This is a genomic window from Virgibacillus sp. NKC19-16, from assembly GCF_021560035.1.
GTDB lineage: Bacteria > Bacillota > Bacilli > Bacillales > Amphibacillaceae > Virgibacillus_L > Virgibacillus_L salidurans.
The window spans coordinates 2,501,439-2,525,230 of sequence record NZ_CP074373.1 but is presented as its reverse complement, the minus strand read 5'-3'; the positions used below and the strand labels follow the sequence as shown (position 1 = coordinate 2,525,230).

At 40.4% G+C, this 23,792-nt stretch carries 21 protein-coding genes and 1 pseudogene; 21 read left to right on the top strand and 1 reads right to left on the bottom strand.

The genetic code is table 11. The features are described from left to right. Positions 1-165: 165 nt before the first annotated feature. Both KFZ58_RS13015 and KFZ58_RS13010 read left to right on the top strand, forming a co-directional pair. Positions 166-744, top strand: a pseudogene (locus KFZ58_RS13015) (multicopper oxidase domain-containing protein); the annotation flags it as partial. A 128-nt stretch (positions 745-872) separates the two neighbouring features. Further along, entirely contained in the window at positions 873-1,415 is a 543-nt protein-coding gene (locus KFZ58_RS13010; protein ID WP_441359979.1) for a YkoP family protein, read from the top strand. Here the strand turns inward: KFZ58_RS13010 and KFZ58_RS13005 are convergent. After that, positions 1,408-2,223 (bottom strand): metallophosphoesterase, encoded by an 816-nt coding sequence (locus KFZ58_RS13005; protein WP_235791730.1) that lies wholly within the window; start codon positions 2,221-2,223, stop codon positions 1,408-1,410. The genes KFZ58_RS13010 and KFZ58_RS13005 overlap by 8 nt on opposite strands. An 89-nt stretch (positions 2,224-2,312) precedes the next feature. Between KFZ58_RS13005 and KFZ58_RS13000 the strand changes: the two genes are divergently transcribed. The 19 genes from KFZ58_RS13000 to whiA all read left to right on the top strand — a co-directional run bounded on the left by KFZ58_RS13000 (position 2,313) and on the right by whiA (position 23,775). Further along, complete coding sequence (locus KFZ58_RS13000; RefSeq protein WP_235791729.1) at positions 2,313-3,449, top strand: MGDG synthase family glycosyltransferase; 1,137 nt, start codon at positions 2,313-2,315, stop codon at positions 3,447-3,449. A gap of 685 nt (positions 3,450-4,134) precedes the next feature. Then, positions 4,135-6,117, top strand: coding sequence for an excinuclease ABC subunit UvrB (gene uvrB, locus KFZ58_RS12995; RefSeq protein ID WP_235791728.1), 1,983 nt, complete (start codon positions 4,135-4,137; stop codon positions 6,115-6,117). Positions 6,118-6,124: 7 nt separating this feature from the next. Beyond that, positions 6,125-9,016, top strand: coding sequence for an excinuclease ABC subunit UvrA (uvrA, locus tag KFZ58_RS12990; protein ID WP_235791727.1), 2,892 nt, complete (start codon positions 6,125-6,127; stop codon positions 9,014-9,016). 126 nt (positions 9,017-9,142) lie between these two features. Continuing rightward, positions 9,143-9,496, top strand: a complete 354-nt coding sequence (locus tag KFZ58_RS12985) for a YojF family protein (protein ID WP_235791726.1) — start codon at positions 9,143-9,145, stop codon at positions 9,494-9,496. Between the two features lie 18 nt (positions 9,497-9,514). Next, entirely contained in the window at positions 9,515-10,177 is a 663-nt protein-coding gene (bshB2, locus tag KFZ58_RS12980) for a bacillithiol biosynthesis deacetylase BshB2 (RefSeq protein ID WP_235791725.1), read from the top strand. Positions 10,178-10,468: 291 nt separating this feature from the next. Further along, a complete protein-coding gene (locus KFZ58_RS12975) occupies positions 10,469-10,666 on the top strand; it encodes a PspC domain-containing protein (RefSeq protein WP_235791724.1) in 198 nt (65 codons plus the stop codon). After that, entirely contained in the window at positions 10,666-11,022 is a 357-nt protein-coding gene (locus KFZ58_RS12970; protein WP_235791723.1) for a phage holin family protein, read from the top strand. The genes KFZ58_RS12975 and KFZ58_RS12970 overlap by 1 nt, the downstream gene beginning before the upstream one ends. A 140-nt stretch (positions 11,023-11,162) precedes the next feature. Next, positions 11,163-12,101, top strand: a complete 939-nt coding sequence (gene hprK / locus KFZ58_RS12965; protein WP_235791722.1) for an HPr(Ser) kinase/phosphatase — start codon at positions 11,163-11,165, stop codon at positions 12,099-12,101. A gap of 11 nt (positions 12,102-12,112) precedes the next feature. Next, positions 12,113-12,991, top strand: a complete 879-nt coding sequence (gene lgt / locus KFZ58_RS12960) for a prolipoprotein diacylglyceryl transferase (RefSeq protein ID WP_235791721.1) — start codon at positions 12,113-12,115, stop codon at positions 12,989-12,991. A 30-nt stretch (positions 12,992-13,021) separates the two neighbouring features. Further along, complete coding sequence (locus tag KFZ58_RS12955) at positions 13,022-13,981, top strand: nucleoside recognition domain-containing protein (protein WP_235791720.1); 960 nt, start codon at positions 13,022-13,024, stop codon at positions 13,979-13,981. Further along, entirely contained in the window at positions 13,956-14,594 is a 639-nt protein-coding gene (gene ppaX, locus KFZ58_RS12950) for a pyrophosphatase PpaX (protein ID WP_235791719.1), read from the top strand. The genes KFZ58_RS12955 and ppaX overlap by 26 nt, the downstream gene beginning before the upstream one ends. A gap of 353 nt (positions 14,595-14,947) precedes the next feature. Then, complete coding sequence (locus tag KFZ58_RS12945) at positions 14,948-15,469, top strand: acyltransferase (RefSeq protein WP_235791718.1); 522 nt, start codon at positions 14,948-14,950, stop codon at positions 15,467-15,469. A gap of 10 nt (positions 15,470-15,479) precedes the next feature. Then, positions 15,480-16,025: a glycerol-3-phosphate responsive antiterminator gene (locus tag KFZ58_RS12940; protein WP_255694861.1), complete on the top strand. Its 546-nt coding sequence runs from the start codon at positions 15,480-15,482 to the stop codon at positions 16,023-16,025. A gap of 213 nt (positions 16,026-16,238) precedes the next feature. Next, positions 16,239-17,903 (top strand): glycerol-3-phosphate dehydrogenase/oxidase, encoded by a 1,665-nt coding sequence (locus KFZ58_RS12935; RefSeq protein ID WP_235791716.1) that lies wholly within the window; start codon positions 16,239-16,241, stop codon positions 17,901-17,903. Positions 17,904-18,003: 100 nt separating this feature from the next. After that, positions 18,004-19,005: a tetratricopeptide repeat protein gene (locus tag KFZ58_RS12930; protein ID WP_235791715.1), complete on the top strand. Its 1,002-nt coding sequence runs from the start codon at positions 18,004-18,006 to the stop codon at positions 19,003-19,005. Positions 19,006-19,092: 87 nt separating this feature from the next. Then, the gene (trxB, locus tag KFZ58_RS12925; RefSeq protein ID WP_235791714.1) at positions 19,093-20,046 is read left to right on the top strand and encodes a thioredoxin-disulfide reductase; all 954 of its coding nucleotides are present in this window, start codon (positions 19,093-19,095) and stop codon (positions 20,044-20,046) included. 903 nt (positions 20,047-20,949) lie between these two features. Then, positions 20,950-21,834 (top strand): RNase adapter RapZ, encoded by an 885-nt coding sequence (rapZ, locus tag KFZ58_RS12920; RefSeq protein ID WP_235791713.1) that lies wholly within the window; start codon positions 20,950-20,952, stop codon positions 21,832-21,834. A gap of 2 nt (positions 21,835-21,836) precedes the next feature. Next, positions 21,837-22,799: a gluconeogenesis morphogenetic factor MgfK gene (gene mgfK / locus KFZ58_RS12915; protein ID WP_235791712.1), complete on the top strand. Its 963-nt coding sequence runs from the start codon at positions 21,837-21,839 to the stop codon at positions 22,797-22,799. A gap of 22 nt (positions 22,800-22,821) precedes the next feature. After that, a complete protein-coding gene (whiA, locus tag KFZ58_RS12910; RefSeq protein WP_235791711.1) occupies positions 22,822-23,775 on the top strand; it encodes a DNA-binding protein WhiA in 954 nt (317 codons plus the stop codon). The last annotated feature ends 17 nt before the right edge of the window (positions 23,776-23,792 follow it).

Here is a 23,792-nt window from a genome sequence, read left to right as displayed (position 1 = left end):
GAGGACAGCAACGTTTTAAGGCGTTGCTGTTTTTTTTTGATTGGGGAGATCGACTGGATATAGTCGTTCCGCGTTCAAGGCGCCTCATCCCTCGCACGAGGTAGGTCGTTCTGCGCTCAGGTTGTCTCGTCCCGCGCTCGAGGTAGTTCGTCCCCCGATTAGAGCTCATTTTCTTATACAGCATCAAGCCCTGGTGTATTCATGTATCACTGCGGAACAGATCCAGTGTTGTCCCATATTGCAAATGGTATGCATGGTGTGGTTATCGTACAACCGGAAGATGGCTATCCTACAGATGATGAAGTGGATCAAGAATATGTAGTTATCCAAAACGAATGGTATCAATATAATGATTTAGACGATATGATGAACAATGAACCTTCTCAAATCGTGTTCTCTACAAAAGGACTTGAAGAAGGTCAACCAAATACAAATGGGACGTTTGGAGCAGTTCAAAACGAACCATTAGAAGCAGAAGCCGGTGACAAAGTCCGGTTTTATATTAATAATGTAGGACCGAATGAAGTAAGCTCCTTCCACGTTATTGGATCAATGTTTGATGATGTCTATATTGATGGGAATCCGGCAAATCATCAACAAGGAATGCAGACTGTTGGATTACCGGCAAGCGGCGGTGCTGTTGTTGAATTCACTGTAAAAGAAGCAGGTGAGTATCCTTTTGTAACACACCAATTTAAACATGCATCCAAAGGGGCAATTCGTGTGATTAACTTAACTGAATAACATATAAGACCGCCTACTCATTGAATGGTAGGAGGTCTTTTTTGTTTGTTCTTCTAAAAAATACCTTTCATATTTTTCACCTTGCTAACCAAACTAATAATGATTAATAAACAGAGAGGAAGCAACTGATGAGGAGTTATCTATTAGGGGTATGGGACATGATTGATCCAATTTATTATTCATGTACAAGACTACATTATGTGCCTGAAAATAAAGCAGGTAATACCTTATTTCGAGTAAGACTTACAAGTTATCAAGGGCATGAGGTGGTGCTTCAGGATGGTACCATTATTCAGAAACATGACATGCTGCTAAAAATACACTTGCATAACGTCAGAATTCTAAAAGAACTGTATGCGATTGATAGTGATATGAAACGGGCTGTATTTATTTATCATAGAGTAAAACATGCACTTCCAAGTTTGGCTAATTACATGAAAACCCATCAAAAAAACGATAAGATAAAAGGGATTATTGGTATTACCTCATTATATAAAGGCGCGAACAGGCTGGGATTTGAGTTATTTCCCATTAAAAATACCTATTATCGCACCTATAAAAAATTTACATTTCTACCTATACATTTTATAGCAAATACGAGTCAACAAGATCCTGTTTATTTGTTCATGTCGAAAGATGCATTGCTAAATAAATACCATTGCCCTATTTGATGGCCATGTCATGAAGCGTGATTTCCGGGCGACTTCCGATTCGGATATTAACTCCCGTCTGCCCAAGGCCTTCACTGATATAAAATGGCGAATTATTGTGCATGTGTAATCCCTTGATAACGTTACTTTGGGCAAGCTTACCCATTTTAACGAGGTGATATGCTTTTGGATAGCAAATTTGACCACCGTGAAAATGTCCTGCCAGCAAATAGTTAAAGGTATAATCTTCCATTTCAAGGACAATGGTCGGATCATGGGTTAGCACAAGGTTAACCCCTTCTTTAACCTGCTCAAAAGCTTTGGCCGGATCACTTCTATTTGTACTATAATCATCAATCCCAATAATGTTTATGGGCCGTTCATTTACCATAATTGTTTCATTGGCGTTTTGTAAAATATGGCAATCAAACTGGTTGAGCACCCCTTTTAATTTATCTAAATCTTCATCTGCAAGAACATAGTCATGATTACCGAATACAGCATACATGCCATACGTTGGTTTCAAATCCTGCAACACTTGTAAATAAGGAAGCATTTTGGGAATCGTTCGTTTGCGATCTAAAAAGTCCCCGGTTAGGGCGATGATGTCAGGTGATTCATTTGCAAGCTTTATGGCTAATTCTGACGGTGTTATAGAGATGTTTTCCAGGTGTAAATCTGATAAGTGAAGGATAGAAAGATTATTTGTTGACAGGTTATCAGCTTCAATTTGAATGTTATTAATTTGTATATCTTTTGTATTTATATATGCTTTGTATATGAAATAACTGCTAATAATTAAAAGAAACGAAATGATAATATAAATCATTGTTTTAATTCCTCCCCAATAGGGAGTATAACACTGCTATACATATTTTTTCATTGGTAATTGAAGGATATGACACGGAGTTGAATTTCATGAAGACCTCACCCTCAAATAAACAACGTGACGTATTATTTTTACCATTTATGCAAATTCCCACCGGGCATCATCATGTGGCTGATGCTTTAATGGATAATTTGCAGCAGCTGAATCAGAACATGAAATGTCAGAAGGTTGATATTTTGGCGTATAGTTTTGGAAGGATAGAGCGTGTTATTTCATCTACTTATTTAACTGCGATTAAGAGTCTTCCAGATGCATATCATTGGATTTATGATCGGTTGGCGTATAAAAAAGTTACAAAACGAAAGCGGCAATTTCTTTATGAAATACTGTTTTCCTATTTTTTTAAAAGACTAATAAAGGAAAATCGAAGTAAGATTCTTTTTTTTACCCATGCGCTGCCATCAAATATTGCAAGCGTGTTAAAGCAAAAAGGAAAGCTTGAAGCCATTACGGTAAATGTGTACACTGATTATTTCGTAAATCGGATATGGGGACTGGAAGGGATAGACTATCATATCGTTCCATCTACATTGGTGAAATTATTTTTAATGCGTAATGGTGTAAAAGAGGATCGAATTTTTATTACGGGAATTCCTGTACATACTGCATTTCATAAAAAGGCAGAACGGCGTACGGATCAAAAAAATATCTCTGTGTTGGTAACCGGTGGAAGTTTAGGCGTTGGAGCGATGGATAAATTAATTCCAACCAATCCTTCAAGTGAATACCTTCACTATTATGTCCTATGTGGGAAAAATGTTGGGCTATATCAGAAATTAATAACGAAACGAAATCCAAATGTGACCCCACTTCCTTATATTGAAAATAAAGAAGAAATGAATCACATCTATGATCAGGTTGATGCCGTAATGACAAAGCCTGGTGGGGTAACAGTAAGTGAAAGCCTGATGAAGCGAAAAGTGTTATTTATCTATGACGCTTTGCCGGGACCGGAAAAAGTCAATGTAGACCAGTTAAAGCAACTAGAATTGGTTATCCCGTTAAGCGTACAGGAAGATACCGTAGAAAACCAAATCATGGCGTATTTTTCCGACAAAGACAGGCAAACGCGTTTTGAGGAAAAAATAGATGACTACCACCAAAGTCTGGAGAAAAAAACGATGAATGAAATTCTGGCTGAAATAATCAGCATCACTAAACATTAGCGCATTACTGCTAATGTTTTTTATGCTTTTTGTGAGTATTGTTGCTTTTAAACCTTCGTAGTTGATGTAAAAGACGACATAATGTGCAATGCTCGCCGCCGTCCGGGATCGTTCCGGGCAGTCGCGGACCTTAGGGCACGGCTTCAGCCTTCGACGCACAGGACGTGCTAGTGCAGGTGTTGCGACAGGACGTCGCGAACTTAACCTGCCTCGCGGAAGACCGCCGCTGCGGGGGCCTCAGACACGTGCTGGGACTGCGCGTAAATGCTCGTCCCACCGAAGACATTTGTTCCCGCAGGAGTCGACTGCCCTCCACTCACCCGGACTAGTGAGGTGGCTCGAAATTTTGAATATTGGTTCCTAATGCAATTTAGCTGCAGTAACCGGAACACCAGCGGAGGAAATACATGAAGACTCCGGCGGGAGGAAAGGCATAGGTGAGACACCGAAGTGCGCCAGCACGAGGGGGCTCACCAGCCGCCCGCGGAAAGCGGAATGTATTTCCGTAGCGGGGAAAAGCATCAATCTTAATTTCAAGTTACGTCGCATTTTATACCTTTTTTTCAAAAGCAAGGGTGCGAAATAGGTCCTAAAGCAAAAAGGTCGAATGTTCGTTCGCGCTTATGTTAAAATAATATGAAAGTGTGGTAAACTGTAGTTATAGCTAAGAACGGAGGCTTGCATTATGGAAAATAAATTTGAGCTTGTGTCGCATTATGAGCCATCTGGTGATCAGCCAACGGCGATTAAAGAAATCATTGAAAAGGTTCAGGCCGGACAGCGGCATCAAACATTGCTTGGTGCAACAGGGACAGGTAAAACCTTTACAGTGTCAAATGTCATACAGGAAATTAATCGACCGACATTAGTTATTGCCCATAATAAAACATTAGCCGGCCAATTATATAGTGAGTTTAAGGAATATTTCCCGAACAATGCTGTGGAGTATTTTGTTAGTTTTTATGACTATTATCAGCCTGAAGCATATGTACCATCCACAGATACATTTATCGAGAAAGATGCAAGTATTAATGATGAAATAGATAAATTACGTCACTCGGCAACATCATCCCTTTTTGAAAGAAATGATGTATTAATTGTTGCCAGTGTCTCATGCATATACGGGTTAGGTTCTCCCGAAGAATACAATAGCCAGGTGCTTTCCCTAAGAATGGGAATGGAAAAAGACCGGGATCGCCTGTTGCGTGATCTAGTCGATATACAATATGCAAGAAATGACATTGATTTTAAGCGCGGGACATTTCGCGTGCGCGGGGATTCTGTTGAGGTAATTCCAGCTTCCAGGGAGGAGCATTGTATTCGATTTGAATTCTTTGGTGATGAAATAGATCGAATCAGAGAAGTAGACGTATTAACAGGAGAAATTATTGGTGACAGAGAACATGTAGCTATTTTCCCGGCATCGCACTATGTAACCAGAGAGGAAAAACTAAAAAAAGCAATCGAAAATATTAAGCAAGAATTAGAAGAACGATTAAAAGTACTGAGGGAAGAAGATAAACTCCTGGAAGCACAACGGATTGAACAGCGTACCCATTATGATATTGAAATGCTACAGGAAATGGGCTTTTGTTCAGGTATCGAAAACTATTCCAGGCATTTAACACTCCGAGAAGAAGGCGCAACCCCGTATACATTATTTGATTACTTCCCGGATGACTTTCTCGTTGTGGTTGATGAGTCACATGCGACTTTGCCGCAAGTAAGAGGGATGTATAATGGGGACCAGGCACGGAAGCAGGTGCTTGTTGATCATGGGTTCAGGCTTCCTTCTGCTTTAGATAACCGGCCATTGAAATTTGGAGAATTTGAGGAGAAAACAAATCAGCTCGTATACGTCTCAGCAACACCCGGACCTTATGAAAGGGAGCATGCGCCAGAGGTGACGGAGCAAATTATCCGACCGACGGGGTTACTGGATCCTAAGATTGATGTACGTCCCATCGATGGGCAGATTGATGATTTGATTGGTGAAATCAACCAACGAAGTGAGAAAAACGAACGGGTTCTTATCACTACGTTAACGAAAAAAATGTCAGAGGACCTTACAGATTATTTAAAGGAACTTGGCTTTAAAGTTGCCTACCTCCACTCGGAGATTAAAACACTGGAGCGGATCGAGGTTATTCGTGACTTAAGGGTTGGAAAATATGATGTGCTCGTCGGCATAAACCTATTACGTGAAGGATTGGATATTCCCGAGGTTTCGCTTGTCGCCATACTGGATGCTGATAAGGAAGGCTTTCTGCGTTCCGAGCGCTCCTTAATTCAAACAATGGGAAGAGCCGCCCGAAATGAAAACGGCCAAGCGGTGTTGTATGCTGATAAAATTACCGATTCGATGCAGGCGGCGATTGATGAAACCAATCGACGTCGCGATATACAAATGGCATATAATGAAAAGCATCATATTACACCAACAACCATCAAGAAGGAAGTCCGTGATGTCATACGTGCAACAGTTGCAGCAGAGGATCAGGAAGAATACAATGAAAAGACAAAGAGCCTAACAGAACTATCAGGCAAAGAGAAATCAAATGCTATCGAACAAATGGAAAAAGAAATGAAAGAAGCTGCAAAAGCGCTTGACTTTGAGAAAGCGGCAGAGCTTCGTGATATTTTACTTGAGCTTAAAGCAGGAGCGTGATTAGGATATGCCTAGTAAATCTATTAGCGTACAAGGCGCCAGAGCACATAATTTAAAAGATATCGATGTAACCATTCCAAAAAACAAAATGACTGTTATGACAGGCTTATCCGGGTCGGGGAAATCATCCCTGGCGTTTGATACTATTTACGCAGAAGGCCAGCGTCGTTACATTGAGTCGCTTTCCGCCTATGCGCGTCAATTTTTAGGTCAAATGGATAAGCCGGATGTCGACGCCATTGATGGGCTGTCGCCGGCCATTTCCATTGATCAAAAAACAACGAGCAGAAATCCACGCTCTACGGTTGGAACAGTAACTGAAATCTATGACTATTTACGCTTGCTTTTTGCACGTGTTGGACGTCCAACTTGTCCAAATCACGGGATTGAGATCAGTTCACAAACAATACAGCAAATGGTTGATCGGATTCTAGAATATCCAGAACGAACAAAGATGCAAATCTTAGCACCTATTATTTCAGGGCGAAAAGGCCAACACGTAAAAACCTTTGAAAAGCTGAAGCAGGAAGGTTATGTTCGTATGCGTGTGGACAACGAAATGCGTGAGGTGACGGATGATATTCAGCTTGAGAAGAATAAAAAACATTCGATTGAAGTAGTGGTTGACCGCATTGTTGTCAAAGAAGGTGTGGAAGGTCGTCTAAGTGATTCGATCGAAACAGCGCTAGGGCTTGGAGAAGGACAATTAATAGTTGATGTCATTGGAGAGGAAGAATTATTATTTAGTGAAAATCATTCTTGTCCGATTTGCGGTTTTTCCATTGGGGAACTGGAGCCGCGCTTATTTTCATTCAACAGCCCATTTGGTGCCTGCCCGACCTGTGACGGGTTGGGAACAAACCTGGAAGTTGACCTTGAACTGGTGATTCCAGATTGGGACTTGACATTAAACGAGCATGCGATTGCAGCATGGGAACCCATTAGTTCCCAGTATTATCCACAATTACTAAAAAGTGTCTGCAAGCATTATGGCATTAACATGGATACCCCTGTGAATAAAATACCGAAAGATCAAATGGACATCATTTTATATGGAAGTGGGAAGGAAAAAATCCACTTTTATTATGAGAATGATTTTGGCAAGATCAGGGATAATATGATCTATTTTGAAGGTGTCATGAATAATATTGGTAGACGTTACCGGGAAACATCCTCTGATTTTACCCGGGAGACATTGGAAAAATATATGGCGCAAAAAAATTGTCCCACTTGTAAAGGATACCGTTTGAAAGAGGAAGCATTGGCTGTATTGATCAACGGAAAACATATCAGCATGGTAACGGATTATTCAGTTGTAGAAGCGAATGACTTTATCAGAGGCCTTGATTTAACTGAAAAAGAAGAGCAAATCGCAGTAATGATTTTAAAGGAAATTGACAACCGCCTTGAATTTTTGAATAATGTTGGATTGGATTATTTAACATTGTCACGGGCAGCAGGGACCTTGTCCGGAGGGGAAGCGCAGCGAATTCGACTTGCTACACAAATAGGGTCAGCATTAACCGGGGTGTTGTATGTACTTGATGAACCATCCATCGGTCTTCACCAGCGGGATAATAATCGGTTGATTGCTACATTGAAGCGCATGCGTGATTTAGATAATACACTTATTGTTGTTGAACATGATGAAGACACCATGCTTGCTGCAGATTGGTTGGTTGATGTTGGGCCTGGCGCCGGTGAACATGGCGGTGAAGTAGTTGCCAGCGGAACACCTCAAGAAGTAATGAAAAACAAAAAGTCATTGACAGGTAAGTACTTATCCGGTGAAAATTTTGTCCCAATACCTGCAAAACGTCGCAAACAGGATAAGCAAAAGAAGATTGAAATTGTCGGGGCAGAGGAAAATAATTTGAAAAATGTTACTGCCAAATTCCCGCTAGGTTTGCTAACCGTGGTAACTGGTGTGTCTGGATCTGGTAAGAGTACACTAGTGAATGATATTTTATATAAGTCATTGGCAAAAACACTATATCGTGCTAAGTATAAACCGGGGAAACATAAAAAAATAAAAGGTTTGGATCAAATTGATAAAATCATCGATATTGATCAATCGCCAATAGGTCGGACACCACGATCCAATCCTGCCACATATACCGGTGTATTTGACAATATTCGCGATGTGTTTGCTCAAACGAATGATGCGAAGATACGCGGTTACATGAAAGGGCGCTTTAGCTTCAACGTGAAAGGTGGCCGTTGTGAAGCATGTCGTGGTGATGGAATCATAAAAATTGCAATGCATTTTCTTCCCGATGTTTATGTGCCTTGTGATGTGTGTCATGGAAAACGATACAATCGTGAAACACTGGAAGTGAAATACAAAGGAAAAAGTATTGCTGATGTGTTGGATATGCGGATCGAAGAAGCACTGGACTTTTTTGCCCCTATTCCAAAAATCAAACGGAAACTGCAGACCATTTATGATGTTGGTCTTGGTTATATTAGACTTGGTCAGACTGCAACAACTTTATCTGGCGGGGAAGCGCAGCGCGTGAAGTTGGCAAGTGAACTGCAAAAACAGTCTACTGGTAAATCATTTTATATTTTAGATGAACCAACGACGGGATTACATGTTGATGATATAAAACGGCTATTAAGTGTGTTGCAACGGTTGGTTGATAAAGGAAATACGGTCTTGATTATCGAACATGATATGGACATTGTTAAAACAGCCGATCATATTATTGATCTCGGTCCTGAAGGGGGAGATCGCGGTGGGGAAATCATTGCAACCGGAACCCCTGAACAAATTGCTGACAACGAGGCATCGTACACAGGACATTACTTAAAGTCTGTTTTAGAACGAGACCGGAAGCGAATGGAAGACGCACTTGCTGAAAAAGAAAAAGTAGGTTCGGGATCCGGCAAGAAATAATGGATGAAGATAGCAGGCAGGGAGGCTTGCTATCTTTTGATTTTACGGAGTAATAAACGTAATTTTTGACGCGCTTCTTTCCATTCGGTAAGGTAAATAGAGAAGTGTGTTGGGAGGAAGAGATTAATGAAACCAATTGACATGAATAATGTACAGAAAAGTTTAGATCATTTTACAGATAAGCAGGTATATGTTCATTTGGAGACAACGAACGGGGCCTATGCAAGCCATTTGGATAAAAAGGCATATAATGTTGGTGCATACATACGAAATGCGCAAGTGTCTTTTAACCAGGCAAAAATAGTCAAAGACGGGAATATCCACCGCGTGGGATTAAAACTGGAAATTGGCTGGATTTATGCAGAGGGCTTAACGGACTGGGAAATAACCGAAGATAATAAATTACTTCTTGCAGGCCATGACCGTGAGGGCCGTTTAATGGTAGCATTGGAAATTAGCGAAGCACCTTTTGATTATTAGAACAGGACGGTGATAGAAGTGGAAAAACATGTAGTCATTATTTATCCACATCCGGATGATGAGTCTTTTGGAGCAGCAGGAACGATTACACAATTTCGCAAGCAAGGCGTCCCGGTCACCTATTTATGTGGAACATTGGGTGAAATGGGGAGAAATATGGGCACGCCGCCATTTGCTAATCGAGAAACATTACCGGAGATTCGCAAGGAAGAATTGATCAACGCATGCAAAGTGCTTGACGTAGACTTACAAATGCTAGGCTATCGGGATAAAACAATGGAATATGAAGATCGAGATGAAGTGGCGGCACATCTAAAAGGCATCTTGGAAAAAATCGAGCCAAGTCTTGTTATTACACATTATCCGGATTATGCAGTACACCCTGATCATAATGCATTAGGCGCAGCAGCGATTGAAGCTGTGCGGTTAATGAATGACCAGAAACGCCCAGTCGTTTGGACGCAGGCAATTTCAAATAATTATCAAGAGGAACTTGGTAAACCTGACATCATGAATGATATTTCCAATCACTTTGATAAAAAAATGGAAGCAATACGTGCCCACGATTCTCAAGCCACTGGGGTTTTGCGACAATTTGAACCAAAAGAGCAGACAATAGATGAAGATATTAAAAGGAGATTTAGCACAGAGGAATTTTTTATTTGGGAATTTGAAGATTGATAGGAACGAGAGAGAGCAGTGTTAAATCGGGAGAACGCCTTTTCAAATCGGGAGAGCATCGCACCGAAACGGGAGACAGCAGTACTAAATCGGGAGAGCAACACACCAAACCGGGAGAGCTTTTTCAATCAACCAATCAAGAGTCTAAATAAGCTCGGTATATCGAAACTAATTTCCACCCAACCTCTGATTAAAAAGTACATTCCTACACAAACTAGCATATACTAATTATGAATGTTTATAAACGACACCTTTAAGGGAAAATAAAAAGACAAGGAGGTATGGGTTCCTATGAAAAAACTGTATCGATCCAACTCAAACAGAATGATCGCAGGGGTTATCGGAGGTCTTGCTGAATATTTTAATATAGATGCGACGATTATTCGGTTATTATTTGTTGTGTTATTGTTTATAACAGGATTTCTCCCACTTACACTGGCTTATATCGTAGCAATTTTCATCATACCCAATGAGAGGGAGATTTACTAATGCTGTTACGCTGGATTGTTTCGATTGTTTTAAATGCGGTGGCACTTATTGCTGTGGCGCAATTATTTGATTCTTTCCAACTAGAAGGGTTTGGCACGGCGCTGTTGGCAAGTTTTATTCTATCTATTTTAAATGCTATTGTAAAACCTATTTTGGTTATCCTCACGTTGCCGATAACCGTTTTTACACTTGGTTTATTCCTGTTTGTGATCAATGCCATCACGCTGATGATTACACAGGCGCTAATGGATGCTTCCTTTGTAATTGAAGGATTTGGCACAGCGATTATCGCATCCATTCTCATTTCCATTATAAATTTACTTTTAAACAGTTTAGTTAAAGACACTGTAAGATAAAATGCGTAGGCACCCTGCCTGCGTTTTTTAATATCCTGCGGTTATATTGCTGTAAATCAATCATGGAATAGCGTTTTTCTCTCAAAAATATGCTACAATAAAAAGCAGTTATATTCAGTCGCATTTAGGAGGTGTGAATAATGACAAAGGTTCAGACAAAAGACTTACTGGAAAATTTTAATCTAACCCTGGTTGCGGGAAAAGACGGTGTACATAGAGAAATTATTACGAGTGACATTTCACGTCCTGGCATTGAGATGACAGGATACTTCAAATATTATCCAAAGGAGCGTTTGCAGTTAATTGGTAAAACAGAAATGGCATATTTTCTGGAGCTCACAGATGAACAGAAGAAGGATCGTGTCGAACATCTTTGCACAGATATTACCCCAGGGATTGTCATATCAAGAGGGATGGATATTCCGGAAGTGATGATTGAAGCAGCTAATGAATCGGGAGTTCCCATTTTGAAATCGCCAAGGCAAACGACACGTGTCATAAGCAGATTAACCAATTACCTGGAAACAGCTTTTGCTCCAACGACTGCTATTCATGGTGTACTTGTTGATATTAATGGGGTCGGTGTGCTTATTACAGGGCAAAGTGGTGTTGGAAAAAGTGAGGCAGCACTCGAAATCGTAAAACGAGGACACAGGCTTGTGGCAGATGATAGTGTGGAAATTAGCCAAGAGGATTATGATACATTAATCGGAAACTCCCCACCGCTCATTAAACATTTACTGGAAATTCGTGGTTTAGGCATTATTAATGTGATGACTTTATTTGGTGCGGGATCAATCAGAAGTTATAAAAAGATTTCACTGATTGTAAACCTGGAATTATGGGATCAGAAAAAACAATATGATCGTCTTGGTATCGAAGAAGAAACAATGAAAATTATGGATGTACATTTACCAAAAGTTACAATTCCTGTTCGTCCCGGCAGAAATCTTGCCGTCATTATTGAAGTTGCAGCAATGAATTTTCGCCTAAAACGGATGGGGATAAACACGGCACAGGAATTCACAGATCGATTAACGACAATGATCGAAAAAGGAGAAACAGATGATATCGAATAGGAGGAATTGTAATGCCAGATAGTGCACCAGCCCTTGATCCTGTGTTTATTCAAATCGGTTCATTAACCATATACTGGTATGGGGTGATTATAGCAGCCGGTTTATTTCTCGGATTGTATGTAGCAACAAAAGAAGCAGATCGTCTCGGTATGAAAAAAGATATCATGATTGATTTAGTTGTGTTTGCGGCTCCGATTGCCATTATCTTTGCTCGAATCTACTATGTTATCTTTGAATGGGAGCGTTATGCTGATGGCCCATGGTGGGGTGTTTTTGCGATATGGGAAGGTGGAATTGCAATACATGGCGCATTAATCGGAGCTGTTCTTACAGCGATTGTTTATGCACGTGTGAGAAAGGAATCCTTCTGGCAATTAGCGGATATCGCTGCACCTGGTCTTATACTTGGGCAAGCAATTGGTCGCTGGGGAAACTTTATGAATCAGGAAGCCCATGGCGGGGAAATAGCTCAATCTACATATGAAAGTTTTCATCAGTATTTACCTGATTTCATTATGAATCAAATGATTATTGATGGTGTCATGTACCACCCGACTTTTTTATATGAATCGTTTTGGAATATACTTGTATTAATTTTCCTTTTGGTATTGCGTAGATATAATCCATTGCGTGGTGAAGTTTTCTTAAGCTACTTAATCACATATTCGATTGGTCGCTTCTTTATTGAGGGAATGCGTACAGACAGTTTATATGTATTTGGCGAACTTCGCATGGCACAAGTGATTTCGATTTTATTAATTGTTGGTGCAATTATTCTCATCATCTATCGCCGACGTACTGGTGACACAAAACGCTATAATGATGTGAAGATTCCTGGTAAAAAGAATGTAAATCAGAATAAGAAAAAGAAACGACATAAGAAAAAATAAAGTGGAGACGAGAAAAGAGGTTTTTAATGTATGTCTGCAATTATGTATCGAGGTCTGCAACAAGGCTTAAAAACAACCTGGGCATTAGGAAAAATTATTTTCCCGATCACATTAATTGTAACCATTCTACAATATACACCGGTCCTTCCATGGATTATTGAAAAATTAACGCCTGTGATGGGGCTGCTTGGATTATCAGGTGAAGCAGCGGTTCCTTTGGTATTGGGTAATGCACTGAATTTATATGCAGGAATAGCCGCGATTGTATCGTTTGAATTTACGGTGAAGGAAGTATTTATACTAGCGGTGATGCTTTCCTTTTCCCATAATTTATTTATTGAATCAGCGGTTGCATCAAAAGTAGGTGTAAGCTGGTGGCTGATATCAGGGATACGCATCGGGCTGGCGTTATTCTCAGCTGTCATCATTAATCTAATGTGGAATGGTGGGGCTGAACTTGCAGAATACGGACTTATTTCATCCTCTGAGGCGGTACCAGCAGGCTGGGGTGAAATTACGCTCCAAGGTATACAGACAGCGGCTGTTGCTGTTGCGCAACTGGCAGCCATTGTTATTCCGTTAATGGTTATCATGCAATTCCTGCGAGAAAAAGGCTGGTTGACTGTACTTTCAAATAAATTCGCTCCGTTTACAAAAGTACTGGGCATGGAAAAAAATACGTCGATGACACTTGTGGCAGGACTAACGATTGGTCTGGCCTATGGAGCAGGATTAATGATCCAGGCGGTGAAGGAAGATGGCGTATCAAAAAGGGATATGTATCTCGCACTTATATTCTTAGTATCCTGTCATGCGGTTGTTGAGGATACGCTGATATTCATCCCACTAGGTATCCCGGTGTGGCCATTGCTTATCATTCGATTGGTCACAGCTATCGTACTGACCATGAGTATCGCATTTATATGGAAACGGATCGATTCCAAGAAAGGGAAGGAAGTAGTAAATGAGCATTCGTACAATACTCTTTGATCTTGATGGTACGCTGATTGATACAAATGAGTTAATTATCGCGTCCTTTAATCATACATTTAAGCACTATAATTTAGCATTTACAAAAGAAGAAATAATTGAATTTAATGGTCCGCCATTAGTCGATACATTTCAAAAAATAGATTCAAAACGAGCAGACCAAATGATAGATACCTATCGCGTTCATAATCATGCTAACCATGACAACTATGTAAAAGCTTTTCCGCAAGTTGTTGAGACAATCGAACAGTTAAAGGACAATGGTATAAAACTCGGGGTAGTTTCAACGAAGATGAGCGAGGCTGTTACGATGGGACTGACATTAACCGGACTGGATGTCTTTTTTGATTCTGTGATTACACTTGATGATGTAACATATTCAAAGCCACATCCCGAACCCGTTATAAAAGCAATGGAAGAGTTAGATGCAGATGCGGCTTCGACATTAATGGTTGGTGATAACTATCATGATATTGAATCAGGCCAGAACGCTGGTGTACAAACAGCCGGGGTCGCTTGGGCACATAAAGGAAAAGAAAGACTTCTGGAATACAACCCGACCTACATGCTGGAAGACATGCGTGATTTGTTGAAAATTACAGCTAATTCTTAAAATATTGTTGCGTCTGACACAAAAGATATAGACTGTGACATAATTACTATTTACTATAACCGCCGTTCGCTCACCCGAACTGGTGATATTTTGCATAGAGATTACTGATGCGATTTAGGGCAGTAACCAGCGGAGGAAATACATGGAGACTCCGGCGGGAGGAAAGGCATAGGTGAGACCCTGAAGTGCGTTAGCACGAAGGGGCTCACCAGCCGCCCGCGGAAGGCGGAATGTATTTCCGTAGCGAGGGTAAAAAGCATCATCCTTCAAATTATGTCACAGTTTCTATCAACTCCGAAGATTTAAATGGAACAATACTTACGAAAAGAGTCAAAATCATAGAGGTGTAGCCGATGCGAAAGACAGAACGCTTTCCCGTAGAAAATGCAAATTCATTGTGGCAAATTTATAAGACGGTTTCCTTCTTTAAAGTCGTTAAAAATTTTAGTGTTATCCAACTTGCAAGGTACACCCCTTTTATGCGTACAAAAAATTGGTTGTATCGTACATTTCTGCATATGAACGTTGGCGATCAAACAGCTTTTGCATTAATGGTGATGCCTGACACGATGTTCCCGGAGAAGATAACGGTTGGCAGAAATAGTATCATCGGATATAACACGACGATTTTAGCACATGAATATTTAATCAAGGAGTATCGGGTCGGGGATGTTCGTATTGGGGATGAGGTTTTAATTGGAGCCAACACGACGATATTACCAGGTGTAACGATTGGTGACAGGGCAGTTGTGTCTGCAGCAACTTTGGTACATAAAGATGTAGCACCAGGGACGTTTGTCGGTGGCAATCCAATGAAGGTTATTTACACAAAGGAAGAAATGGAAAAACGTGAAGGCAACGTTTTAGATAAGTAGGTGAAATGAAGTGGAAATTCAGCCAGGGGTACTCCCCGCTATTCGGAAAATGAAGGACTTTGATAAGGCGCTTAAGACTTCTCATGAAACGATTGTTCTTCTGGAAACACGTCTTTCTCAGTTAAAGAGCCTTGTCGATTATACGAAGCGGGCCAATAAGAAAGCGTTCATTCATGCTGATTTAATTCAAGGATTGAAGGCAGATGAATATGGGATGGAATTTTTAATCCGGGAAGTGAAACCTGATGGCATTCTATCAACGCGTGGAAATGTAATCAGCTTGGCGAAGAAACATAAATTAGTAGCTATTCAGCGTCTATTTTTACTGGATAGTCAAGCGCTCGATCATAATTTGAAGTTGATCGAAAAATTTCAGCCTGACTGTGTAGAGGTGCTTCCTGGTCTGATGCCAAGTATTATCAAGGAAGTTTCTCAGTATACGAACATACCAGTCATAGCCGGTGGTTTGATAACAAAAGAAGAACAGGTAACAGCAGCCTTGGACGCCGGTGCATTCGCTGTTTCTACATCAAAAACGAATTTGTGGAATTACTAAGGTCCTTATGCTTACGTAAGAAGTAAAGCTATGTTATACTAAGGTTAAGTTAATAAGTTGTTTTGGACGGAGAAATGGAGAAACCGCAAATAGCTAATGTCAAAAAGCATTAGTCTATTTTGCGGTTTTTTGTTTTTTCGTTACTAACACATGAGTTTAGCAGAAATAGGGAAGATATAGGTAGGAAAAATAGTGAATAGGAGTGTTGTAATCATGTCTAACTTTTCAAGCTATAATCGGGATGCTGTTTTTAAAAAACTAGAAAATGAAAAACTAGATGTATTGGTGATTGGCGGAGGGATTACAGGTGCAGGAATTTCCTTAGATGCTGCCATGAGGGGAATGAACACGGCGGTGTTTGAGATGCAGGACTTTGCTGCAGGAACATCCAGTCGTTCAACGAAGCTTGTTCATGGCGGACTGCGCTACTTGCAGCAATTTGAAATTAAAATGGTTGCAGATATCGGTAAGGAACGCGCAATCGTGTATGAAAACGGACCACATGTAACTACACCGGAATGGATGATGCTTCCATTTCATAAAGGAGGCACATTCGGCCCTTTTACAACAAATGTGGGACTACGCGTGTATGACTTCCTGGCAGGTGTTAATAAAGATGAACGCCGTGTGATGTTCAAGCCGGAAAGAGCACTAGCAAGGGAACCGCTTCTTAGAAAGGAAGAACTCAGAGGTGCGGGCTTTTACGTGGAATATAAAACAGATGATGCACGTTTAACGATTGAAGTACTAAAGAAAGCAGTGCAAAAAGGTGCAAATGCACTTAACTATGCGAAAATAATCGACTTTATTTATGCGGAATCGGGTCTAGTTTCCGGTGTGGTTGTCAAGGACGAAATAAGCGGTGCAACATATCAGGTGTATGCGAAGAAAATCATTAATGCAGCAGGACCGTGGGTTGACGAGTTAAGAGAAGTTGATGGATCGAAACAAGGAAAATCACTTGTACTGACGAAGGGTGTCCATCTTGTGTTTTCAAAAGAGGCGTTTCCACTGCAGCAGGCTATTTACTTCGACGCCCCGGATGGACGAATGATCTTTGCAATCCCACGTGGTAATAAAGCATATGTAGGGACGACAGATACAGCTTATGAAGGCAATATTGCTCATCCACTAATGACAGAAGGCGACCGAGATTACCTGCTGGATGCTATAAATTACATGTTCCCAAGTTTGAATATGAAGGCAGAACATGTGGAATCAAGCTGGGCAGGATTACGCCCATTAATTGCGGAGGAAGATACAGATAATCCGGGAGAGATATCTCGCAAGGATGAAATTTTCATATCTGATTCAGGTTTAATTTCAATGGCAGGTGGAAAGTTGACAGGCTACCGAAAAATGGCTCAAGAAACGGTTGATTTGGTCGCCGAGCAATTCAAAGAAGAAGAAGAAATCCTTTATTCCAATTCAGAAACCAAGCATTTACCGATTTCCGGAGGCGAAGTGGGTGGATCAAAGGGATTTGAACAATTTAAGAAACGCAAACTTAATGAAGCAAAAGCAATCGGGCTTACAGAAGAGAAAATGCTTAACCTTATTCAGATGTATGGGGCCAATATTGAGACCCTTTTAGACATCTATCAAAATAAACAGGACGCAGCGGAAGAAGCAGGCATTGACAGAATTGTTTTTGCTGAACTTATCTATGCCATGGAGTACGAATCAGCGTACAAACCAGTGGATTTCTTTGTCCGTCGAACGGGCGCATTATTCTTTGAAATTGAGTGGGTGAGAGCTCATAAAGAAAATGTAATAAATTATATGGCAAAAGCATTGAACTGGAATGATAAACAAAAAGAAAATTACAATCAAGAACTTGATCAACTATTATATGAAGCCGTAACCCCGGTGAAATAAGTGTCTTCGTAGAGACCGGAGCCGATTTTTATCATATTATTCCCCCTTTAATTATGATATACTTAAACGGTGTATGTTATGAATTAAGGGGGCTCACGTAATGCAGCAAGTGAAGGACAAAGCTGGTGGAAAACAAGATAATATTGTCCCTTTTATTCCTGAAGGTGATTTTTATTTCACAAAAGGTGTAGAGGCTTTTCAAAAAAGGAAATTTGACATTGCTTTAAAATGGCTAAAAAAAGCGCTGGAAGAAAGACCAGGAGAACCTTTATATCAATGTCAAATGTCTATTATATATACAGAAATTGGTTCGTTTCATACGGCAAATCAACTACTAACAGACGTATTAAAATCAACCGAATATACGGATTGCTACTATTTGATCGCAAATAACTATGCCCATTTAGGTCTCTTAAACGATGCAAAAAAATATGTGAACACATATCTTAATAAAGAGCCTGATGGTGATTTTACAGAGGAAGCCAAACGACTGCTTGATTTGATTGATATCGATGAAGAAGACTCGGAAGATGATAACTGGGATCTTGAGGAAGAGGATGAACTTCTTATTTATCAGGAGACCGTTTTTTACCACATGGAAAACAAAGAGTGGGAAAAAGCTCTTCCGCTCATTGAAGAAATGATGACATTATTTCCGGAACATCAAACAGCAAAACATGACTATGCTCAGGCACTATTCTATTTTGGTCATAAAGAAGATGCGATTCAAATGGAACTGGACATATTGGAGGAGGATCAGACCTCTTTATACAGCCACACGAATTTAGCATTATTTAATTATGAATTAAACCGAAAACAAGCATATGAAAATCATATTCAGGCATTACTAAATGTATATCCTATTCATGAACAGCAAAAACTGCGAATAGCTGTGACGTTAGTAAGAACAGGATATGATCAGGATGCTTATGTTCGCTTTCGCTCACTGACAAAAAGTTTGGTGAATAGTCACATTTCCTATTACCGGGGGTATAGTATTGCTGCATACCGCATTGGAAGGAAGGATGAAGCATACGCTTTGTGGACAGAAGGCTGCAGAAAGCATCCGAACTTAGCAAAGGAAGCTTACCCCTGGCTGTAGAATATGAGCAGAAAAATGGACGGATCGCAGGTAATTTAATAAGCTATATATGGCTTAATTATAATTGAAGAAAAAAGGGGCGATATTATGTCCGAAGATCGTATGTTTGATGTTATTATTGCAGGCGCAGGCCCTGCAGGAATGACTGCAGCACTTTATGCATCACGTGCTAATTTAGACACATTGATGATTGAACGCGGAATTCCGGGTGGCCAAATGGCGAATACAGAAGATGTAGAGAACTTCCCTGGATTTGACCTTATATTGGGACCGGATTTATCGAATAAAATGTTCGAGCATGCCAAGAAATTTGGCGCGGAATATGCGTATGGTGATATAAAAGAAGTGATTGACCATGGTGAATACAAAACGGTTATTGCCGGCAAAAAGGAATTTAAAACAAGATCACTGATCATTACGACAGGCGCACAATTTAAGAAACTCGGCATTACTGGTGAAGAAGAGCTCGGCGGTCGTGGTGTTTCTTATTGTGCTGTTTGTGATGGCGCATTTTTCAAAAATAGAAACCTTGTTGTCATTGGCGGAGGAGACTCTGCGGTAGAAGAGGGAATTTATTTAACCCGCTTCGCTGATAGTGTAACAATTGTTCACAGACGTGATGAACTGCGAGCACAGAAAATCATTCAGGATCGTGCGTTTGATAATGATAAAATTAATTTTATTTGGGATACCGTTGCAACGAAAATCAATGGTCCTGAAGGAAAAGTGAATAGTGTTTCACTAAAAAACGTAAAAACCGGCGAAGAATTTGATCACTCAATTGACGGGGTGTTCGTTTATATTGGCATGGTTCCATTAAGCGAACCTTTCCAATCACTTGGAATTACAAATGAAGAGGGTTATATTCCAACAAATGAACAAATGGAAACGAGTGTCCCAGGTATTTTTGCTGCTGGAGATATTCTTGAAAAAAACCTTCGACAAATTGTTACAGCTACAGGTGATGGAAGTATTGCGGCAGAAGCGGCTATCAAGTATGTTGAGGATTTAATGGAAGACTTAAAAGCTCAAAATGCATAATAATGAAATAAAAATTAACACAAAGTAATTACTTTTTAACGCTGTTGTAACACGCATGCAATATATTTGGGGTACAATAGAATATAACTAATTGACCCCCTTTTAATAAATAAATTAGTTCTTTGCACAGGTGCACGTCGCCTGTGCTATTTTTTTGGAAATCGCCACATCTTGTCCAATCATGTCGCATTAGGCCAAAGACATGGCTAAATGCCAAGTTTTCTATTATAATGGAAGTAACATTAATAATAAGTCATGCAGTGTATGATTCACAGCATAGTAATAGATATAATTATTGGCTCTTTTCGTAAGTATTTTTACTTTTAAATTTCCGCAGGTGATAGAAACTGCGACGTAATATACCGCTACGGAAATACACTACGCTTTCCGCGGGCGGCTGGTGAGCCCTCTTGTGCTATCGCACTTCGAGGTCTCACCTATGCCTTTCCTCCCGCAGGAGTCTCCGTGTATTTCCTCCGCTGATGTGTCTAGTACTGCCGCTAAATTGCAATAGTAATCAATATTCAAACCATCTTACCAGTTCGGGATCGCTCCGGGCGGTGACTCCTGCGGGAACAAATGTCTTCGGTGGGGCGAGCATTTACGCGCAGTCCCAGCACGTGTCCGAAGACCCCGCAGGAAGTGGTTTTCTTCCGAGGAGGCTGAGGCCGTGCCCGCGGAGAGCACCCGCCCGAAGCGATCCCGAACGGCGATTATAGCAAATAGTAGTTACGTCGCAGTCTATATCTTTTGTGTCAAATGCAACAAATCTTTTCGGTGGGACGAATCTTTGGTGCAGTCCCAATCTCCTAGAAAAGAGTCTTATTATTAAATCAATCACCAACTTGACGAGCATCTGGTTCCTTCCATTTAACGGTTCTATTTTCAAAGGGGAGATTTTCAATGAAAAACGAAGAACAGGAAACAAAGCTAGTCATTATTACAGGAATGTCGGGGGCTGGAAAGACGGTCGCTGTCCAAAGCTTTGAGGATTTAGGCTACTATTGTGTGGATAACCTGCCGCCTACATTGCTACCGAAATTTCTTGAACTGATGAAAGATTCTACTAATAATATTCGAAAGGTAGCACTTGTCATGGATTTGCGGGGACGTGAATTTTTTGACTCATTAGTTGAAGCTATGGATTTGTTAGGGAAAGAAGATTGGCTGCAGGAGCATATTCTCTTCCTTGACGCAACAGATGAATCTCTTGTAAGCAGATATAAAGAAACTAGACGTTCCCACCCGTTGGCTGTCGGGGGACTCCCTTTAAATGGTATTCAACAAGAACGCGAAATTTTGGATGAATTACGAGGAAGGTCCCAGCGGATTATTGATACAACGAATCTAAAACCGAAAGTGTTACGGGAAAAAATTATCAAAAAATACACCGAAGATAATCAGGAAATATTCTCTGTTCATATGGTTTCATTTGGGTTTAAATACGGCTTGCCGATCGATGCTGATTTATTATTCGATGTCAGGTTTTTGCCAAATCCGCACTATGTATCCCATTTGCAACCACTAACAGGTTTGAATAAAGAGGTTTCTTCCTATGTCTTCAAATGGTCGGATACAGAGAAATTCAATGAAAAGGTACTCGATTTACTGCAATTTATGCTTCCACAATATAAAAAAGAAGGAAAGACGCAACTTGTTGTAGCGATAGGATGCACGGGAGGACAACATCGCTCCGTAACACTTGCCGAACATTTTGCGAAAGAACTCTCTCCCAACTATATAACACATGTCAGTCATCGTGATATTGATAAAAGAAAGGGACATTAAATATGACTCAAGCTAAGCAACCACGTGTCGTTGTTATAGGCGGCGGTACTGGTATGCCAGTTCTATTACGTGGCTTAAAAGACTTACCCGTTCACTTAACTTCACTTGTTACCGTTGCTGATGATGGTGGAAGTACAGGGAGATTACGGGATGAAATGGAAATCCCGGCTCCAGGCGATATACGTAATGTGATCGCAGCCCAGTCTGAAGCTGAACCTATGTTACTCGAGCTTTTTCAACATCGCTTTGCCGTAGGAAACGGGCTATCGGGACATTCCATGGGTAACTTGCTACTCGCAGCCATGACGTCTGTTACTGGTAATTTTAACATGGGTATCAAAGAGATTTCCCGTGTTTTAAATGTAAAAGGGAAAATATACCCTATATCCAATGATAATATGGCATTACATGCGAAAATGACGGATGGATCGATTGTGTCCGGGGAATCTAATATCCCCCTTTCCAATAAACGGATAGAAGAGGTATTCTTAAGCCCACAACCTGTCGAGCCATTACCTAATGCTATCCGGGCAATCGAAAAGGCTGATTTAGTTGTAGTTGCTCCTGGTAGTTTGTATACTAGTATTTTACCAGCAATGATCACACCTAAAGTAGATGAAGCGATAAGGAACACTGCCGGAAGAGTAGTCTATGTATGTAATGTGATGACCCAGGATGGTGAAACAACAGGATATACAGCTTCTGAACATGTCAAGGCCATCACCAAACATATCGGAGAGGGATGCGTGGATGCGATTGTTGTGCATAATGAGCCAATTGCAAAAACAGTTCGTGCAATCTATGCGGAAGAAAATGCGGAACCGGTTGTTTATGATACCGATCGCCTGCTGGGGATGGGACTCGAGATTATTGAAGGGGATATTATTGACTACGAACAGGCAGCACTAAGGCATGACACAATAAAAGTAGCAAACTTATTGTATTCGATTATCAAGACGTCTTAATGCTTTGAAAGGAGGGTTTAGATTGTCTTTTGCGTCAGAAATAAAGAAAGAATTAACTGGGATAGAGGTAGAAGATCCGGGATGTATAGAATCAGAGCTAGCGGCATTAATTCGAATGAATGGAGCTGTATCTGTATCAAGAGATAAATATGTACTTGATGTTCAAACAGAAAATGCAGCCATTGCCCGTAGAATATATACATTAATGAAGTCACTCTATACCATTCAAGTCGAGCTTTTAGTCCGTAAAAAAATGAAACTGAAAAAAAATAATGTCTATATTGTACGCTTAAAGGAAGAAGTTCGTACCCTGTTATCAGACCTGGATATATTACAGGGGCCCTATACATTAGTACGATCCATTTCCGAAAAGTATATCGAAAAGACTGAATCCAGGAAAGCCTATTTGCGTGGTGCATTTTTGGCTGGTGGTTCCATTAATAACCCTGAAACATCCTCCTATCATCTAGAGATTTTTAATTTTCATCAGGAACATAATGATTCGTTATGTGAGTTATTAAATGAATTTAACCTCCGAGCACGGACATTGGAACGTAAGAATGGCTACATTGTATACATTAAGGAAGCTGAGAAAATGACGGAGTTCTTAAGTCTAATTGGTGCGCATAATGCGTTGTTTAAATTTGAAGATGTTCGAATCGTCCGTGATATGCGTAATTCAGTGAACCGTCTTGTGAATTGTGAAACAGCGAATTTAAATAAAACGATCGGTGCGGCATTTCGGCAAATTGAAAATATCAAATTAATTGAGAACACCGTAGGAATCGATCAATTACCGGAAAAGCTTCAAGAGATCGCTATTTTACGCGTCCAGCATCAAGAAGTTTCGTTAAAAGAATTAGGGGAATTAGTATCAAGTGGCAAAATTTCTAAATCCGGTATCAACCACCGTTTGAAAAAAATCGACGAATTTGCAGAAAAACTTAAAAGCGGTGAAGTCTTACAGGAAAAATAGAAATCGGATTTATCACG

Excerpts from the sequence above, each read along its gene's own strand:
- lgt (WP_235791721.1), top strand. The coding sequence starts at position 12,113 with ATGCCAGATAGTGCACCAGCCCTTGATCCTGTGTTTATTCAAATCGGT.
- KFZ58_RS12975 (WP_235791724.1), top strand. The coding sequence starts at position 10,469 with ATGAAAAAACTGTATCGATCCAACTCAAACAGAATGATCGCAGGGGTT.
- ppaX (WP_235791719.1), top strand. The coding sequence starts at position 13,956 with ATGAGCATTCGTACAATACTCTTTGATCTTGATGGTACGCTGATTGAT.
- rapZ (WP_235791713.1), top strand. The coding sequence starts at position 20,950 with ATGAAAAACGAAGAACAGGAAACAAAGCTAGTCATTATTACAGGAATG.
- KFZ58_RS12935 (WP_235791716.1), top strand. The coding sequence starts at position 16,239 with ATGTCTAACTTTTCAAGCTATAATCGGGATGCTGTTTTTAAAAAACTA.
- KFZ58_RS12970 (WP_235791723.1), top strand. The coding sequence starts at position 10,666 with ATGCTGTTACGCTGGATTGTTTCGATTGTTTTAAATGCGGTGGCACTT.
- trxB (WP_235791714.1), top strand. The coding sequence starts at position 19,093 with ATGTCCGAAGATCGTATGTTTGATGTTATTATTGCAGGCGCAGGCCCT.
- KFZ58_RS12945 (WP_235791718.1), top strand. The coding sequence starts at position 14,948 with ATGCGAAAGACAGAACGCTTTCCCGTAGAAAATGCAAATTCATTGTGG.
- uvrA (WP_235791727.1), top strand. The coding sequence starts at position 6,125 with ATGCCTAGTAAATCTATTAGCGTACAAGGCGCCAGAGCACATAATTTA.
- KFZ58_RS12985 (WP_235791726.1), top strand. The coding sequence starts at position 9,143 with ATGAAACCAATTGACATGAATAATGTACAGAAAAGTTTAGATCATTTT.
- KFZ58_RS13000 (WP_235791729.1), top strand. The coding sequence starts at position 2,313 with ATGAAGACCTCACCCTCAAATAAACAACGTGACGTATTATTTTTACCA.
- mgfK (WP_235791712.1), top strand. The coding sequence starts at position 21,837 with ATGACTCAAGCTAAGCAACCACGTGTCGTTGTTATAGGCGGCGGTACT.
- uvrB (WP_235791728.1), top strand. The coding sequence starts at position 4,135 with ATGGAAAATAAATTTGAGCTTGTGTCGCATTATGAGCCATCTGGTGAT.
- KFZ58_RS13005 (WP_235791730.1), bottom strand. The coding sequence starts at position 2,223 with ATGATTTATATTATCATTTCGTTTCTTTTAATTATTAGCAGTTATTTC.
- KFZ58_RS12955 (WP_235791720.1), top strand. The coding sequence starts at position 13,022 with ATGTCTGCAATTATGTATCGAGGTCTGCAACAAGGCTTAAAAACAACC.
- KFZ58_RS12930 (WP_235791715.1), top strand. The coding sequence starts at position 18,004 with ATGCAGCAAGTGAAGGACAAAGCTGGTGGAAAACAAGATAATATTGTC.
- KFZ58_RS13010 (WP_441359979.1), top strand. The coding sequence starts at position 873 with ATGAGGAGTTATCTATTAGGGGTATGGGACATGATTGATCCAATTTAT.
- hprK (WP_235791722.1), top strand. The coding sequence starts at position 11,163 with ATGACAAAGGTTCAGACAAAAGACTTACTGGAAAATTTTAATCTAACC.